This window comes from Streptomyces sp. NPDC046977 (genome assembly GCF_040644455.1).
In the GTDB taxonomy this organism is placed as follows: domain Bacteria; phylum Actinomycetota; class Actinomycetes; order Streptomycetales; family Streptomycetaceae; genus Actinacidiphila.
Map to the genome: position 1 here is coordinate 182597 of NZ_JBEYWO010000005.1, position 15932 is coordinate 198528.

Sequence of the window (15932 nt, forward strand, 5' to 3'; positions counted from 1 at the left end):
CACGAGGGAAGGAGGCGTCGCACAGCCATGCACGTCGCGCATCTGTCGCTCGCCGACTTCCGCTCCTACGCCCGGGTCGAGGTCCCGCTCGACCCGGGCGTCACCGCTTTCGTCGGGCCCAACGGCCAGGGCAAGACCAATCTGGTCGAGGCGGTCGGCTATCTGGCCACCCTCGCCAGTCACCGGGTCGCCAGTGACGCCCCGCTGGTGCGCATGGGCGCGGACCGGGCGATCGTCCGGGCGGCCGTGGTCCAGGGCGACCGCCAGCAGCTGGTGGAGCTGGAGATCAATCCCGGCCGCGCCAATCGCGCCCGGCTCAACCGCTCCTCCCAGGTCCGCCCACGCGATCTGCTGGGCATCGTCAGGACCGTGCTGTTCGCCCCCGAGGACCTGGCCCTGGTCAAGGGCGATCCCGGGGAGCGCCGGCGTTTCCTCGACGAGCTGCTGACCGCCCGCGCGCCCCGGATGGCGGGTGTGCGCAGCGACTACGAGCGCGTGCTCAAGCAGCGCAACACCCTGCTGAAGTCGGCGGCCATGGCCCGCCGCCACGGCGGCCGCGGTGCCGATCTGTCCACGCTCGACGTGTGGGACCAGCATCTGGCCCGGGCCGGCGCCGAGCTGCTGGCGCAGCGCCTGGACCTCACGCACGCGCTGCAGCCGCTGGCCGACAAGGCGTACGAGCAACTGGCACCGGGCGGCGGCCCGGTCGCGCTGGAGTACCGCAGCTCGGTCGGCGAGCGCATCGCGGGGGCGTCCGGCCGCGAGGAGCTGTACGGACTGCTGCTGGAGGCCCTGGGAGAGGTCCGCAAGCAGGAGATCGAGCGCGGGGTCACCCTGGTCGGGCCGCACCGTGACGACCTGTCCCTCAATCTGGGCCGGCTGCCCGCGAAGGGGTACGCCAGCCACGGGGAGTCCTGGTCGTACGCCCTGGCACTGCGGCTGGCCTCGTACGAGCTGCTGTGCGCGGACGGCGGCGAACCCGTGCTGGTGCTCGACGACGTCTTCGCGGAACTGGACGCCCGGCGCCGCGACCGTCTGGCGGAACTGGTGGCCCCCGGCGAGCAGGTGCTCGTGACGGCGGCTGTGGACGACGACGTGCCGGGCGTGCTGATCGGCGCCCGCTACGCGGTGGAGAGCGGCGGCGTGGAGCGGGTATGAGCGAGCAGCAGGCACAACCTCCCGCGCAGGACAGGCCGCTGTCCGGCGTCGACCTGGCGCGGGTGGCGCTGCGGGCGGCCAAGGAGCAGGCGCGGGCCAAGGGCGCCGCGGTCCAGCAGAAGAAGCAGGCCCGCCGCGGCGGGCTGCGCAGCGGCGCCCGGGCCGACGGCCGCGACCCGCTGCCGCTCGGTGCGGCGATCAACCGGCTGATCACCGAGCGCGGCTGGGAGGCGCCCGCGGCGGTGGGCGGAGTGATGGGCCGCTGGCCGCAATTGGTCGGTACCGACGTGGCGCTGCACTGCGAGCCGCAGCGGTACGACGAGGAGGAGCGGGTCCTCACCGTCCAGTGCGACTCCACGGCCTGGGCGACCCAGCTGCGGCTGCTCGCGCCGACCCTGGTGGCCAGGCTGAATGCCGATCTCGGTCACGGCACGGTCAAATTGATCAAGGTGCTGGGACCGGGGGGACCGGTGCGGTCGTACGGGCGTCTGAGGGCTCCCGGGAGCCGTGGGCCGGGCGATACGTACGGATAGGCCGGAAACCTGCTGTGCGTAATCAGGTCGAAGCCCTGTGCGCCCGCGTGAGCGGTTTTGAGACCCGGTGCGCGTGTAGGGAGTCGGCAGGAGGCACTTCCGACGGGTAGGCGGGAACTCAGGTACCGCCAAAGCCCCATCTATGTCGGCGCTACCGGTAGACTGGTAGCAAGACGCCCGCCCCTGGCCTCCGGCACCGGGGGATCCCAGCGGGACCCGTCGATCGATGTCGAAGTGATGCAGCCGCTCCCGCTCCGCGGGTCCCGGCTCGTGCTGTGCCAGAAAGGGCGCTTCGTGGCCGATTCCGGCAACCCCAACGAGATCAATACGTCCGCAGCCGAAGGCTCCGCCGCGCCCCCGCACGGGGGCGCGTACGACGCCAGCGCGATCACCGTCCTGGAGGGCCTGGACGCGGTTCGCAAGCGCCCGGGCATGTACATCGGCTCGACGGGCGAGCGCGGCCTGCACCACCTGGTGTACGAGGTCGTCGACAACTCCGTCGACGAGGCGCTGGCCGGTCACGCGGACACCATCGAGGTCACGATCCTCGCCGACGGCGGCGTGCGCGTGATCGACAACGGCCGCGGCATCCCGGTGGACATCGTGCCGTCCGAGGGCAAGCCCGCGGTCGAGGTCGTGCTCACCGTGCTGCACGCCGGCGGCAAGTTCGGCGGCGGCGGCTACGCCGTCTCCGGCGGTCTGCACGGCGTCGGCGTCTCCGTGGTGAACGCCCTGTCCAACAAGGTCGCGGTCGAGGTCAGGCGTGAGGGCTTCCGCTGGACCCAGGACTACAAGCTCGGTGTCCCCACCGCCCCCCTGCAGAAGAACGAGCCGGTCTCCGAGACCGGTACCAGCGTGACGTTCTGGGCCGACGGCGACATCTTCGAGACCACCGAGTACTCCTTCGAGACGCTGTCGCGGCGCTTCCAGGAGATGGCCTTCCTCAACAAGGGCCTGACGATCTCGCTGACCGACGAGCGCCCCGAGCACGCGGACCTGGAGAACGAGGGCCAGCCGCGCACGGTGACGTACCACTACGAGGGCGGCATCGTCGACTTCGTGAAGTACCTCAACTCGCGCAAGGGCGAGACGGTCCACCCCTCGGTGATCGACATCGAGGCCGAGGACAAGGAGCGCCTCCTCTCGGTCGAGGTGGCGATGCAGTGGAACACTCAGTACAGCGAGGGTGTCTACAGCTTCGCGAACACCATCCACACCCATGAGGGCGGTACGCACGAGGAGGGCTTCCGCGCCGCGCTGACCACGCTGGTCAACAAGTACGCGCGCGAGAAGAAGCTGCTCCGCGAGAAGGACGACAACCTCACGGGCGAGGACATCCGCGAGGGTCTGACGGCGATCATCTCGGTCAAGCTCGGCGAGCCGCAGTTCGAGGGCCAGACGAAGACCAAGCTGGGCAACACCGAAGCCAAGACCTTCGTCCAGAAGGTCGTCTTCGAGCACCTGACGGACTGGCTGGACCGCAACCCCAACGAGGCCGCGGACATCATCCGCAAGTCGATCCAGGCCGCCACCGCCCGCGTCGCGGCGCGCAAGGCACGCGATCTGACGCGCCGCAAGGGCCTGCTGGAGACGGCGTCGCTGCCGGGCAAGCTGAGCGACTGCCAGTCCAACGACCCGAGCAAGTGCGAGATCTTCATCGTCGAGGGTGACTCCGCCGGCGGTTCGGCCAAGTCCGGCCGCAACCCGCAGTACCAGGCGATCCTCCCGATCCGCGGCAAGATCCTGAACGTGGAGAAGGCGCGGATCGACAAGATCCTGCAGAACACGGAGATCCAGGCGCTGATCTCGGCCTTCGGCACCGGTGTGCACGAGGACTTCGACATCTCGCGGCTGAGGTATCACAAGATCATCCTGATGGCCGACGCCGACGTCGACGGCCAGCACATCAACACCCTGCTGCTGACCTTCCTGTTCCGCTTCATGCGGCCGCTGGTCGAGGCCGGTCACGTCTATCTCTCGCGCCCCCCGCTGTACAAGATCAAGTGGGGCCGGGACGACTTCGAGTACGCGTACTCCGACTCCGAGCGCGACGCCCTGATCGAGCTGGGGCGGCAGAACGGCAAGCGGGTGCGCGAGGACTCGATCCAGCGCTTCAAGGGCCTCGGCGAGATGAACGCCGAGGAGCTGCGGGTCACCACGATGGACGTCGACCACCGTGTGCTGGGCCAGGTCACCCTGGACGACGCGGCCCTCGCCGACGACCTCTTCTCGGTGCTGATGGGCGAGGACGTCGAGGCCCGGCGCTCCTTCATCCAGCGCAACGCCAAGGATGTCCGCTTCCTCGACATCTGAGTCGGCCCCCATCAGCCGCAGCTCGAAAGGACTTTGACCAGCAATGGCCGACGACACCTCCCCTGCCTCCGGCGGGGATTCCCCCACGCCCGTCACGCCCGAGGGCGCCGCGGTGACGGACACCATGCGGATCGAGCCCGTGGGCCTCGAGACGGAGATGCAGCGCAGTTACCTCGACTACGCGATGTCCGTCATCGTCTCCCGCGCGCTGCCCGACGTCCGCGACGGACTCAAGCCCGTCCACCGCCGCGTGCTGTACGCGATGTACGACGGCGGCTACCGCCCCGAGCGCGGCTTCTACAAGTGCGCCCGCGTCGTCGGCGACGTCATGGGCACGTACCACCCGCACGGCGACTCCTCGATCTACGACGCGCTGGTCCGCCTCGCGCAGCCGTGGTCGATGCGCATGCCGCTGGTCGACAGCAACGGCAACTTCGGTTCCCCGGGCAACGACCCGGCCGCCGCCATGCGGTACACCGAGTGCAAGATGGCGCCGCTGTCGATGGAGATGGTCCGGGACATCGACGAGGAGACCGTCGACTTCCAGGACAACTACGACGGCCGCAACCAGGAGCCGACGGTCCTGCCGTCGCGCTTCCCCAACCTGCTGATCAACGGCTCCGCCGGTATCGCGGTCGGCATGGCGACCAACATCCCGCCGCACAACCTGCGCGAGGTCGCCGAGGGCGCCCAGTGGTGCCTGGCCAACCCCGAGGCGACGAACGAGGAGCTGCTGGACGCCCTCATCGAGCGCATCAAGGGCCCCGACTTCCCGACCGGTGCCCTCGTGGTGGGCCGCCGGGGCATCGAGGAGGCGTACCGCACCGGCCGCGGCTCCATCACGATGCGCGCGGTCGTCGAGGTCGAGGAGATCCAGGGCCGGCAGTGCCTGGTCGTCACCGAGCTGCCGTACCAGGTGAACCCGGACAACCTGGCCCAGAAGATCGCCGACCTGGTGAAGGACGGCCGGGTCGGCGGCATCGCGGACGTCCGCGACGAGACCTCGTCCCGTACCGGTCAGCGCCTGGTGATCGTGCTCAAGCGCGACGCCGTCGCCAAGGTCGTGCTGAACAACCTCTACAAGCACACGGACCTGCAGACGAACTTCGGCGCCAACATGCTGGCGCTGGTCGACGGCGTGCCGCGCACGCTCTCGCTCGACCAGTTCATCAAGCAGTGGGTGACCCACCAGATCGAGGTCATCGTCCGCCGGACCCGCTTCCGGCTGCGCAAGGCCGAGGAGCGCGCCCACATCCTGCGCGGTCTGCTGAAGGCCCTGGACGCGATCGACGAGGTCATCGCCCTGATCCGGCGCAGCGCGACGGTCGACGTGGCGCGTGAAGGCCTGATGGGCCTGCTGGAGATCGACGAGATCCAGGCCAACGCGATCCTGGAGATGCAGCTCCGCCGGCTGGCGGCCCTGGAGCGGCAGAAGATCGTCCAGGAGCACGACGAGCTCCAGGCGAAGATCAACGAGTACAACCGCATCCTGGCCTCGCCCGAGATGCAGCGCGGCATCATCAGCACGGAGCTGACGGCGATCGTCGAGAAGTTCGGCGACGACCGGCGCTCGGCGCTGGTGCCCTTCGACGGCGACATGTCCATCGAGGACCTGATCGCCGAGGAGGACATCGTCGTCACGATCTCCCGCGGCGGCTACGTCAAGCGCACCAAGACGGACGACTACCGCTCCCAGAAGCGCGGCGGGAAGGGGGTGCGCGGCACGAAGCTGAAGGAGGACGACATCGTCGACCACTTCTTCGTCACCACCACGCACCACTGGCTGCTGTTCTTCACCAACAAGGGCCGGGTCTACCGCGCCAAGGCCTACGAGCTGCCGGACGCCGGCCGCGACGCCCGCGGCCAGCACGTGGCCAACCTGCTGGCCTTCCAGCCGGACGAGCAGATCGCCCAGGTGCTGGCCATCCGCGACTACAACGCGGCGCCCTACCTGGTGCTGGCCACCCGTTCGGGCCTGGTGAAGAAGACCCCGCTGAAGGACTACGACTCGCCCCGTTCCGGCGGTGTCATCGCGATCAACCTCCGGGAGACCGAGGACGGCGGCGAGGACCTGCTGATCGGCGCGGAACTGGTCGGACCGGACGACGATCTGCTCCTGGTGAGCCGCAAGGCGCAGTCCATCCGCTTCACGGCGACGGACGAATCACTGCGGCCGATGGGCCGGGCCACATCGGGCGTGAAGGGCATGAGCTTCCGCGAAGGGGACGAACTGCTCTCGATGAATGTCGTCCGACCGGGTACGTTCGTCTTCACCGCCACTGATGGCGGGTACGCCAAGCGGACCAGTGTGGACGAGTACCGGGTCCAGGGCCGCGGCGGACTCGGCATCAAGGCGGCGAAGATCGTCGAGGACCGGGGTTCACTGGTCGGGGCGCTGGTGGTCGAGGAAACGGATGAGATCCTTGCCATCACACTCGGCGGCGGAGTGATCCGCACCCGCGTCAACGAGATCCGCGAGACCGGGCGTGACACCATGGGCGTCCAGCTGATCAATCTCGGCAAGAAGGATGCCGTTGTGGGCATCGCGCGCAATGCCGAGGCGGGGGCGGAGGCCGAAGAGGTCGTCGCCGCCGAAGAGGCCGAGGGCGAGCAGCCCGCGGCTGCCGAGTCGGAGGAGTAAGTAGCCGTGAGTGGAGCCGAGGGCGCCGCGGGTGGGACGGGAGCGGAAGGGGCGCAGCCGATGCCGGCTGCGGCTCCGGACGCGATCGGTGGTGCCCCTGGCTCACGTACGGACAGCGGCCCGCATCAGGGGGGAACCACCGTGACTGACACCCGTCCGCCGCACCACCAGCACGCGGTGCGACAGCAGACGCAGACCTATGGGGCCGTGCCCGGCGCCGTCGAGCAGGCCCCCCAGGGCCCGCACCAGCCGCCACAGGCGTACGCGCCCCCGGCAGGCCCTCCGGCCACCGCCGGCGTCCGCCAGCCGCGTCCGGCGGCCCGGCAGGTCCCGCGGACCCGCAAGGCCCGGCTGCGGGTGGCCAAGGCCGACCCGTGGTCGGTGATGAAGGTCAGCTTCCTGCTCTCCATCGCCTTGGGCGTCTGCACGATCGTGGCGGTCGCCGTGCTGTGGATGGTGCTCGACACCATCGGCGTCTTCAGCACGGTCGGCGGGACCCTCAGCGAGGCCACCTCGTCCGGCTCGGACGGCGGCTTCGACCTGGTGTCGTTCCTGTCGATGTCGCGGGTGCTGACCTTCACCTCGATCATCGCCGTCATCGACGTCGTGCTGGCCACCGCCCTGGCCACGCTCGGCGCCTTCATCTACAACATGTCGGCGGGTCTGGTCGGCGGCGTCGAGCTGACCCTGGCGGAGGACGAGTAACCGATTTTGGGACATGGCCCCGTGTGCGCTAATCTTTCAACGCGACGCAGCGCGGGGCTATAGCTCAGACGGTTAGAGCGCTTCCCTGATAAGGAAGAGGCCACAGGTTCAAGTCCTGTTAGCCCCACCAGCGTGAAGGGCCCCGGGAAATCTCCCGGGGCCCTTCGGCATTTCCGGATGACGCGGCGCGGCATGCCGTCCGGGTGAGGGACCGTGGCGGATCGTGACGTGTCTCACGCGCGCCCGGGCCGCCCTCTGACCGGCGATCCCGTGGATACGCTGCTCGGCGGCAGCGGGCAGGGGAGGGCGTCGTGCGGGCGGATGACAACGGGCGCCAATGGGCCGGGCCGTGGCATGTCCCGCTGAACCTGGTTGCCATGCATGTCAGCGGCGTGGTGCTGGCCGTGGGTTTCTCCCGCATTCCCGCTGTGTCCACGGCGACCTACGGCCAGACTCTCGCGCTGATGATCTGGCTGCTGATGTTCCATGTCGTTCTCCGGATTCCCGCCGGCCTTCTTGCCTCCCGGTGGGCGGCCCGCGGTCAGGTGGTCAGAGCCGGGCTGGTCGCGCTGGGCCTGGCGACGACGCTCACCTTGGCGCTGTACGCGTGCACGGGGCGCGACCCGGACATGCGGGCCCTGTGGTGGCAGAGCTGGGGATGCCTGTGCGTCTCCCTGGCCGGTTACGTCTGGCTGTGCACCCTGCGGCGCTCCACGGTGGGGCGGCTCGCAGGACGACTCCATGACGTCGTCCAACTGCTCGACATGTGGGCCCTGTTGCGTCCGCCGCGCCGCGGTCCCCACTGACCGCGCCTGTTTCCCGTGGAACCGCCCCGGCAAGGACGAAGTTCCACCTGCGGGAAGGCCGCCCCCGATGAGCTGGGAGGGGTCCGGTTTTCATTCGGACGGACCGTTTCCTCATCTCGCGTACTACCGTTGGGGTGGATAGACAGATCACCGTTCGATATCGACCGGTGTGTATAGTCGGGCTGGTCGGAGGACCCCCACGCAAGAAGGACGAGGTCGCGCGGTGAAGAAGTTGCTCCTGGTCGCACTGGCCGCCATCGGCGGTCTTCTCGTGTACCGCCAGATCCAGGCGGACCGCGCCGAGCAGGACCTGTGGACGGAGGCGACCGACTCCGTTCCCGCCGGTTCCGGCGCGAGCGTCTGAGGCGGGCAAGGCCCGCATCACACAAGGATTCCCGAAGCCCCGGCCACGGTATGGCCGGGGCTTCGCCGTTGTGCGACCGTGACGGGATCCCCTTGTATTTGCTCCCGCAAATCAATAGCGTCGCCGCAGCCGACGAGGTGCGAGGGGGAACGGCACATGCGACGAGAACGGCCGCGGCCGGGCGGCCGCTGTGCCCGGTGCAGGACGGCCCTGGGAGCCGCTGTGGGGGGCGCACGGGCCCGGCGTGACACCACCGCGCGCCCCCGCTCCGGCGGGGGCGCACACGACGCGGCAGCGCCCGTACGGCAGTTGACGCGAATGGCACCCGGCCTGACACCCGGTCAGCGCACCGGCACCGGTGCGACGCCGGCCGCACCGGGCACCCGGCGGAGGGACCCGGCGTGATCCGCAAGGCGGTGGCGGTCCTGGTGGCCGCGCTCCTGCTGCCGGCCGGACCCGCGGCGGCGGCCCTCGCCGACACCGCCGCGCCGTCCTGGCAGCCGCGGGGCGAGGCCGTACAGGGCGAGCCGAGCACGGCCGACGCCCCCGGGCTCACGGCCGGCGTGCTCTACCGGGACACGCTGCCCCCGGGCGAGGACGCGCGGCGCTACGCCGTCCAGCTCGACGCCGCGACCTCGGCCTACCTCGCCGTCTTCGCGCTCCCCCGGCCGGGCAGCGCGGTGGCGTTCGGGGACGGAGTCGACCTGAGCCTGGAGAGCACCGACGGCACCCGCTGCGACAGCGCCTACCGCACCTTCTCCGGCGACGGCGCCGCCCGGCCGCTGGGCACCTGGGTCAAGCGCACGATCGGCGCGGACGAGCCGTGCCAGCAGGCGCACGCCTACATCCTGACCGTGACCCGCAGGGCTGCGGGCACCTCGGACCCGGCGCCGTGGCCGCTGCAGATCCGCCTCACGACCGAGCCGGGGCTCCTCCCCGGCGCCACGCCCGGGCCCGCCGCGAGCGCGGGTACGCAGACCCCCGTGCCCGCGGCCGGCACCGCTCGCGCGACCGCGGGCGGCACCGACTTCGCGGGGGCGGCGCGGCTCGGCGCGGGCGTGTGGAAGGACCGGGTGCCGCCGGGGCAGACCCGCTTCTACGAGGTGCCCGTGGAGTGGGGGCGGCAGGCCTGGATCGACGCCGAGTTCGCCAACGCGCCGGTCACCGGTACCGGCGGTTTCGCGGCCTCGGGGGTGCGCGTGGAGGTCTACAACCCGCGCTGGGGATTCGTCACGGGCGCCACCGGCTCGTACTCCGGGCGGCAGACCTCCGTCACGGCGACCACCGGGAAAGTCGCCTACGCCAACCGCTGGGAGTCCCTGGACAAGGTCTCCGCGGCGCGCTTCGCCGGTCCGTACTACGTGGCGGTCACCGTCCACCGGGACGTCGCGGGGTTGGTGCGGGGCGCCCTTCCCGTCACGCTGCGGATCGGCCTGGAGGGCGAGACGCTGGCCGCTCCGCGGTACGACGGCGACCCCACCGCCGACCTCGGCCTGCCGGGGGAGGACGGTTCCGGGGGCGAATCCGCCCTGCGGCTGGCCGGGTTCGCCTCCCTGGGGACCGGGACCGTACTGCTGCTGTTCCTGGCGGTGTGGGCGGCCTCCGCGCGGCGGCGCGCCACCGCGTGACCTGGCGCGCCCTCAGGAGGAGGCCGCCACCGCCCAGATGCCGAAGGCGAAGCACAGCGCCGCCACCAGCAGTACGGGCACGACCACCCGGGCGGTGGGGCCGGGACGGCCGCCTGCGACGGCCGGTACGGCGGGGGACGTCGTGTACGGGCGGGTGGGCGCCGGGGTGACCGGGGGCCGGGTCGACGGGGTTGGCGGGGTGGGGACGGCCGGCACCGCCGCGGCAGGCGGCAGCGGCGGCGGCAGCCGGAAACTGCCGGTGTCCTCGGCGGCCGGCGCCGGGTGCTCCGGGCCGTCCGGGGTGAAGCCCCCGGGCAGCGGGCCGATCTGGTCGAAGACCTCCACCGGCTCCTCGCCGGGGTCCGCCTCGGGCAGCAGGTCCACGGCGGCGGCCAGTGCCTTGCGGGCGCCGGACGCGGTGCGGAAACGGGCCTCGGGGTCGGGTTGCAGCAGCGTCCCGACGACGTCCCACAACGGGCCCGGGACTCCGAGCGGCGCCCGCGGCATCCCGTGCGTGTACTGGGTGACGATCGCCTCGGCGTCGGGCTTGGCGCCGCACAGCAGGTACAACCCGACCAGCCCGGCGGCGTACAGGTCGGCGGGAAAGTCCGGGTCGGCGCCCATCATCTGCTCGGGCGCGAAGTAGCCGGGCGTGCCGACCACGTAGTCGGCGGCGGTCAGGCGGGGTTCGCCCTTGCGCATCGCGATGCCGAAGTCCGACAGCCGCAGATGCGGGCGGCCGGTGCCGGTCGCTTCCATGAGGAGGTTCGCCGGTTTGATGTCACGGTGCACCACGCCCTCGGCGTGCACCGCGGTCAGTCCGGACAGCAACTGGTCGAGCAGGGCGCACACATAGCGCGGGGGCAGCGGGCCGTAGTCGCCGATGAGGTGCGCCAGCGAACCGCCGCGCACCAGGTCCATGGTGAACAGCACTTTGTCGTCGTCGGCCGCCCAGCTCGTGGGGGCGAGGACGTGCGGGTGGTCGATGCGCAGGGCCTGCTCGCGGACGAAGCGCAGCAGGGCGTGGGCGTCGCTCTGCTGGAGGACCTTGGCCGCGACATAGCGGCCGCGCCGCCGGTCCCAGGCCCGCCACACCGCACCCGAACCGCCGCGTCCGACCGGGTCGACCAGTTCGTACCGGCCCGCGAAGACCTCACCCATGCCCGGCGTCCGCCCCCCGGTCGCGCTGCTGGTGCGCCTCGTAGTGCAGGACCGCGTCCTCGGCGGCCCCGGCGCCGTACACACGGAGGAACTCTGCCAGTTGGGGGTGGGCCGGGGCGAGGGTGTCGGCGGCCTCGGCGATCTCGGCGGGCATCGCCACGGTGCGCAGCAGCGTGCGCAACTCGTGGACCACACGGCGCGCGGGCGGCCGGTGCTGCCCGCCGGTCGAACTCTGCGTCGTGCCCAGGACCGGGGAGCCCTCCAACCGCCGGATCTCCTCCATCCGGCCGGCCGCCTCGTCGGCGGTGAGGGTCCCGTCGGCGGCCTCCGCGCCGAGTTCGCGCAGCGCCTGGAGCCGCTGGACGACCGACGGATTGCCGATCCTGGCCCGCTGCCCGCTCATCAGCTGCGACAGCATCGGCGCCGACAGGCCCAGGACCCCGGCCAGCCGGGCCTGGTTGAGCCCCAGATCGGCCATCAGCTCACGGAAGAGCGCCCCGAGCGGTTCGCCGTACCAGGTGCGTTGCATCTCCCGCGCGCGTGCGGTGGCATCCTGCTGCGAGATGTCCATGCGGGCTCCTGACGGGTGACCTTTGCGGCCGCGAACTTGCCCGTCATCCTACGGACACGGATACTCGGTCGGTGATCGTCGCGGCAGCCGGTACGCTGGTCTGCGGCACGGGGCCTTAGCTCAGTTGGTAGAGCGCCGTCTTTGCATGGCGGATGTCAGGGGTTCGACTCCCCTAGGCTCCACACTTCCCGACCGGGCCGGAACCTCATCGAGGTCCCGGCCCGTCGTGTTTCCGCCGCCGTTCGGAGGGCGGGCCGTCCGGCGCTTCGGCATGCTGGAGCCATGTTCGGAAAAACGAGGGCGTTCAGCGGCTTCGCCGTGGACGACATCGACAGGGCCGCGGAGTTCTACGGGAGGACGCTGGGGCTGGACGTCTGCGAGGAGCACGGACTGCTGACCCTGCGGATCGAGGGCGGCACCCGGGTGCTGGTCTACCCGAAGCCGGACCACACCCCGGCGTCGTTCACCGTCCTGAACTTCCCCGTCGACGACATCGACCGGGCGGTGGACGGGCTGGTCCGGCGCGGCGTCGCCTTTCAGCGCTACCCCGGCATCGAGCACGACGAGAAGGGCATCGCCCGCGGCACCGGCGGTCCGCCGATCGCCTGGTTCACCGATCCGGCGGGCAATGTCCTCGCCGTGCTCCAGGAGGACTAGCCCGTTCGGGGGCACGGTGCGGCAGAATCGGCGGCGTGCGGTTCGGGATTCTGGGGGAGACGCGGGCGCTGCGGCCCGACGGGGTGACCGCTGCGGCGGGCGGGCCCGGGCGTCGTGCGCTGCTCGCGATGCTGCTGCTGGACGCCGGGCGGATCGTCAGCACCGAGCGCCTGATCGACGGCCTGTACGGCGAGGAGCCGCCGGCCGGCGTGGGCAACGCCCTCCAGTCGCAGGTCTCGCGGCTGCGTTCCGCGATCGGGGCGCCCGTCGAGAGCCACCCCGGTGGATACCGGCTCGCCGTGTCCCGGGACGAGGTCGACGTCCACCGTTTTGAGCTGCTGGCCGCCGAGGGCCGCGGGGCGCTGGCCGACGGCGAGGCCGCCCGGGCAGCCGGGCTGCTCCGTGAGGCGCTCGGGCTGTGGCGGGGGTCCGCGCTGTCGGACGTGGGCGACGCACCCTTCGCCGGGCCGCAGATCACGCGTCTGGAAGAGCTGCGTGTCGCGGCCCTGGAGGACCGGATCGCAGCGGACCTCCTGCACGACCCGCACCGGCACGGCGAGCTGGCGGCCGAACTGCGGGAGCTGGTGGCGGCGTATCCGCTCCGCGAGCGACTTCAGGCCCAGCTGATGCGGGCGCTGTACAGCTGCGGACGCCAGTCGGAGGCACTGGCGGTGTACGAGGACGCCCGGCGTGAGCTCGCCGACTCCCTGGGTGCCGACCCCGGGCCGGAACTCGCCGAGGCGCATCTGGCCGTACTGCGCGGCGACGCGGGACCGGCCGTTGTCGCGATGCCCGTTTCCCGCGCTTCGGGTGTTTCACGTGAAACATCGTCTGCGCCGTCCGCCCCGCCCCCGCGGCACACGCTGCCGGCCCAGCTCACCAGCTTTGTCGGACGCGAGGAGGAGCTGCGGCGGATCGGGTCGCTGCTGGCCGATGCGCGGCTGGTCACCCTGGTCGGGCCGGGCGGCGCGGGCAAGACCCGGCTCGCCGTCGAGGCGGCGGGCCGGTACGCCGGGGAGGCGTGCTTCGTCGACCTGTCCGGACTGACCCACGGCTCGGCCGTGCCGCAGGCGGTCGCCGGTGCGCTGGGGCTGCGCGAGGCGGGCCCGTTGTCCTCCGCCGGCCGGGAGGCGGCGGCCCCCGGTCCCCTCGCACGGCTCACGGCGGCGCTCACCGATCGCGAGCTGCTGCTGGTGCTGGACAACTGCGAGCACCTCGTCGAGGACGTGGCGCGCCTCACCCACGGTCTGCTGTCCGGCTGCGCCGGCCTGCGGGTCCTGGCGACCAGCCGCGAGGCGCTGGGGATCACCGGCGAGGCGCTGTCGCCGCTCGCGCCGCTCCCGCTGCCGGAGGAGGGGGCGGACGACGCCGCCGTGCTCGCCTCCCCCGCGGTCCGGCTGCTCGCCGACCGGGCCGCGGCCGCCGGCTCCGCCGAGAGCCTGCCGGACCCCGGGGCCGCCGCGCGCATCTGCCGGGCCCTGGACGGCATTCCGCTCGCCATCGAGCTGGCCGCCGCCCGGCTGCGCTCGTTGTCGGCCGCCGAGATCGCCGACCGGCTCGACACCCTCCCCGGTGCCACCGGCGCGGGGGACCGCTTCCGGCTGCTGTCCCGCGGCAGCCGTACCGCGACCCCGCGCCAGCGCACCCTGCGCGGCGTCGTCGACTGGAGCTGGGAGCTGCTGTCCGAGGAGGAACGGACCGTCCTGCGCCGGACGTCCGCCTTCGCCGGCGGTTGGACCCTCGCCGCCGCCGAGGCGGTCTGCGCCGGACCGGCGGACCCGGCGCCGGGCACCCCCGTGATCGACGCCGACGACGTACTCGATCTGCTGGCCTCGCTCGCCGACAAGTCACTGGTCGTCGTCCACCGGCCCGAGGGCGGCGGCGCCCACGGGACGCGCTACCGGCTGCTCCAGACCATTCGCGCCTACGCAGCCGACCGCGCCGCGGAGGCCGGGGAGAGCGAGCCGCTGCGCCGCGCGCACGCCGCGTACTTCCTCCGCCTGGCACTGACCGCCGACCCCCATCTGCGGCGCGCGGAACAGCTGGACTGGCTGGGCCGCCTCGCCGCCGACCACGACAACCTGCACTCCGCCCTGCGCGGCGCGGTCGCCGCGGGCGACACCGCCGCCGCCCTGCGGCTGCTCGCCTCCCTGTGCACCTACTGGATGCTCCGCGGCATGCGGTACGAAGGTGCCCAGCCCGCGGCCGAACTGCTCCGGGCGGCCGGGACGGGCCCGCCGGAGGGGCTGGACGAGGAGTACGCCCTGTGCGTCATGACGGCCGCGGCCGGCACCGCGGACCAGGGCGAACTGGCCGCGCACTTCGCCTCCGTGGCCGAGGTCGTCCGCCGGCTCGGCGGCCTGCCGCGCCGGTTCCCCGTGCTCAACCTGCTGTGGGCGCCCTTCTCCGGCGTCCCCGACACCGAGACGTACGCGGTGTACCGGCAGGAGCTGGCGGGACAGGCCGAGGACCCCTGGCAGACCGCGCTGATGCACATCGGCTCGGGATTCCAGCTGTGGATGGTGGAGGGCGACATCGACGCGGGAGAGGCGGAGTTCACCGCCGCGCTCGCGGCCTTCCGCACGCTCGGCGACCGGTGGGGCAGCACCATGGCCCTGACCCAGCTGGCCTGGCTCTCCGGGGCCCGCGGTGACCAGCCGCGCGCCCTGCGGCTCGTGGACGAGGCACTGGCCGTCGCGCGGGAGCTCGGCGCCACGGAGAACGTCGCCGAACTGCTCGGCGAGCGCGGCAAGAGCGCCGTCATCGCGGGCCGTACCGACCGGGCACGGGCCGACTTCACCGCGTGCCTGGAGCTCGCCCGCAGGTCCGGTGCCCGGGAGTTGCTGGCCGGCGCCCACCTCGGCCTGGGCGAGTGCGCACGGCTGGAGGGCGACCTCGCCGAGGCGCGCCGGCTGTGCGAGCTGGCCCTGGCCGAGTGCCTGACCGGCTGGTACACCGGTGAGGGGGCCCGCACCGAGGCGCTCATCGCACTGGGCCGGATCGCCCTTGCGGAAGGCCGTCCCGAGCAGGCCCGCACCCGTTTCCTGGAGGCCGCCGACCCCGCGCACGGCGCCCGGAACCTGCCTCTGGCGGCGGCCCTCGCCGCGGCCCAGGCCGAGCTCTCGCTCGCCGAGGGCGACCCCGCCGCGGCCGCCGAACGCCTCGGCATCGCCCGCGCCCTGCGCGGCCCGTCGGTGCCCGCGCTCCCCGAGGCCGACCGCACCGACGCCGCCGTGCGGGCCGCCCTGGACTCCCCCGCGTACGAGGCCGCCTACGCACGCGGTGCGCGGCTCCCCGTGGACCGGGCCCTGATGGCGCTGACCGGACCGGCCGCCGGCGTCTGACCGCCGGTCAGCGCGCGGTACGCGGCCGGTCAGCGCGCCCGGCCACCGTTG

12 protein-coding genes and 2 tRNA genes are annotated in these 15932 nt (G+C 72.3%); 12 read left to right on the top strand and 2 right to left on the bottom strand.

What is annotated here, in order from left to right; translation table 11 throughout:
• The first annotated feature begins 27 nt into the window (after positions 1-27).
• The 9 genes from recF (at position 28) to ABZ883_RS10110 (ending at position 10148) form a co-directional block, all read left to right on the top strand.
• Entirely contained in the window at positions 28-1158 is a 1131-nt protein-coding gene (gene recF, locus ABZ883_RS10070; RefSeq protein ID WP_360904528.1) for a DNA replication/repair protein RecF, read from the top strand.
• On the top strand, positions 1155-1691 hold the full coding sequence (locus ABZ883_RS10075) for a DciA family protein (protein WP_360904531.1): 537 nt from the start codon (positions 1155-1157) through the stop codon (positions 1689-1691). The genes recF and ABZ883_RS10075 overlap by 4 nt, the downstream gene beginning before the upstream one ends.
• A gap of 270 nt (positions 1692-1961) precedes the next feature.
• On the top strand, positions 1962-4004 hold the full coding sequence (gene gyrB / locus ABZ883_RS10080) for a DNA topoisomerase (ATP-hydrolyzing) subunit B (RefSeq protein WP_360905120.1): 2043 nt from the start codon (positions 1962-1964) through the stop codon (positions 4002-4004).
• 43 nt (positions 4005-4047) lie between these two features.
• On the top strand, positions 4048-6645 hold the full coding sequence (gene gyrA, locus ABZ883_RS10085) for a DNA gyrase subunit A (protein ID WP_360904534.1): 2598 nt from the start codon (positions 4048-4050) through the stop codon (positions 6643-6645).
• 60 nt (positions 6646-6705) lie between these two features.
• Entirely contained in the window at positions 6706-7350 is a 645-nt protein-coding gene (locus ABZ883_RS10090) for a DUF3566 domain-containing protein (RefSeq protein WP_360904537.1), read from the top strand.
• A 53-nt stretch (positions 7351-7403) separates the two neighbouring features.
• Positions 7404-7480 (top strand) — tRNA-Ile (locus ABZ883_RS10095).
• 247 nt (positions 7481-7727) lie between these two features.
• Positions 7728-8156, top strand: a complete 429-nt coding sequence (locus ABZ883_RS10100; RefSeq protein ID WP_360904540.1) for a hypothetical protein — start codon at positions 7728-7730, stop codon at positions 8154-8156.
• A 223-nt stretch (positions 8157-8379) separates the two neighbouring features.
• On the top strand, positions 8380-8520 hold the full coding sequence (locus ABZ883_RS10105) for a DLW-39 family protein (RefSeq protein WP_319132034.1): 141 nt from the start codon (positions 8380-8382) through the stop codon (positions 8518-8520).
• A 401-nt stretch (positions 8521-8921) separates the two neighbouring features.
• A complete protein-coding gene (locus ABZ883_RS10110; protein ID WP_360904543.1) occupies positions 8922-10148 on the top strand; it encodes a hypothetical protein in 1227 nt (408 codons plus the stop codon).
• Between the two features lie 12 nt (positions 10149-10160).
• Here ABZ883_RS10110 and ABZ883_RS10115 read toward each other — a convergent pair whose 3' ends face one another.
• Both ABZ883_RS10115 and ABZ883_RS10120 read right to left on the bottom strand, forming a co-directional pair.
• Complete coding sequence (locus tag ABZ883_RS10115) at positions 10161-11309, bottom strand: serine/threonine-protein kinase (protein WP_360904546.1); 1149 nt, start codon at positions 11307-11309, stop codon at positions 10161-10163.
• A complete protein-coding gene (locus ABZ883_RS10120) occupies positions 11302-11880 on the bottom strand; it encodes a DNA-binding protein (protein ID WP_360904549.1) in 579 nt (192 codons plus the stop codon). Before ABZ883_RS10120 ends, ABZ883_RS10115 begins: the two co-directional genes overlap by 8 nt.
• A gap of 109 nt (positions 11881-11989) precedes the next feature.
• Here ABZ883_RS10120 and ABZ883_RS10125 point away from each other — a divergent pair.
• The 3 genes from ABZ883_RS10125 to ABZ883_RS10135 all read left to right on the top strand — a co-directional run bounded on the left by ABZ883_RS10125 (position 11990) and on the right by ABZ883_RS10135 (position 15881).
• Positions 11990-12062, top strand: a tRNA-Ala gene (locus tag ABZ883_RS10125).
• Positions 12063-12162: 100 nt separating this feature from the next.
• Positions 12163-12537: a VOC family protein gene (locus ABZ883_RS10130; RefSeq protein ID WP_360904552.1), complete on the top strand. Its 375-nt coding sequence runs from the start codon at positions 12163-12165 to the stop codon at positions 12535-12537.
• A gap of 35 nt (positions 12538-12572) precedes the next feature.
• Positions 12573-15881 carry a BTAD domain-containing putative transcriptional regulator gene (locus ABZ883_RS10135; protein ID WP_360904555.1) on the top strand — a complete coding sequence of 1103 codons (3309 nt, stop codon included), beginning with the start codon at positions 12573-12575 and terminating at the stop codon, positions 15879-15881.
• The last annotated feature ends 51 nt before the right edge of the window (positions 15882-15932 follow it).

Coding starts and splice junctions, on each gene's coding strand:
- recF (WP_360904528.1), top strand. CDS start 28: ATGCACGTCGCGCATCTGTCGCTCGCCGACTTCCGCTCCTACGCCCGG.
- ABZ883_RS10075 (WP_360904531.1), top strand. CDS start 1,155: ATGAGCGAGCAGCAGGCACAACCTCCCGCGCAGGACAGGCCGCTGTCC.
- gyrA (WP_360904534.1), top strand. CDS start 4,048: ATGGCCGACGACACCTCCCCTGCCTCCGGCGGGGATTCCCCCACGCCC.
- ABZ883_RS10090 (WP_360904537.1), top strand. CDS start 6,706: ATGCCGGCTGCGGCTCCGGACGCGATCGGTGGTGCCCCTGGCTCACGT.
- ABZ883_RS10100 (WP_360904540.1), top strand. CDS start 7,728: ATGCATGTCAGCGGCGTGGTGCTGGCCGTGGGTTTCTCCCGCATTCCC.
- ABZ883_RS10115 (WP_360904546.1), bottom strand. CDS start 11,309: ATGGGTGAGGTCTTCGCGGGCCGGTACGAACTGGTCGACCCGGTCGGA.
- ABZ883_RS10120 (WP_360904549.1), bottom strand. CDS start 11,880: ATGGACATCTCGCAGCAGGATGCCACCGCACGCGCGCGGGAGATGCAA.
- ABZ883_RS10130 (WP_360904552.1), top strand. CDS start 12,163: ATGTTCGGAAAAACGAGGGCGTTCAGCGGCTTCGCCGTGGACGACATC.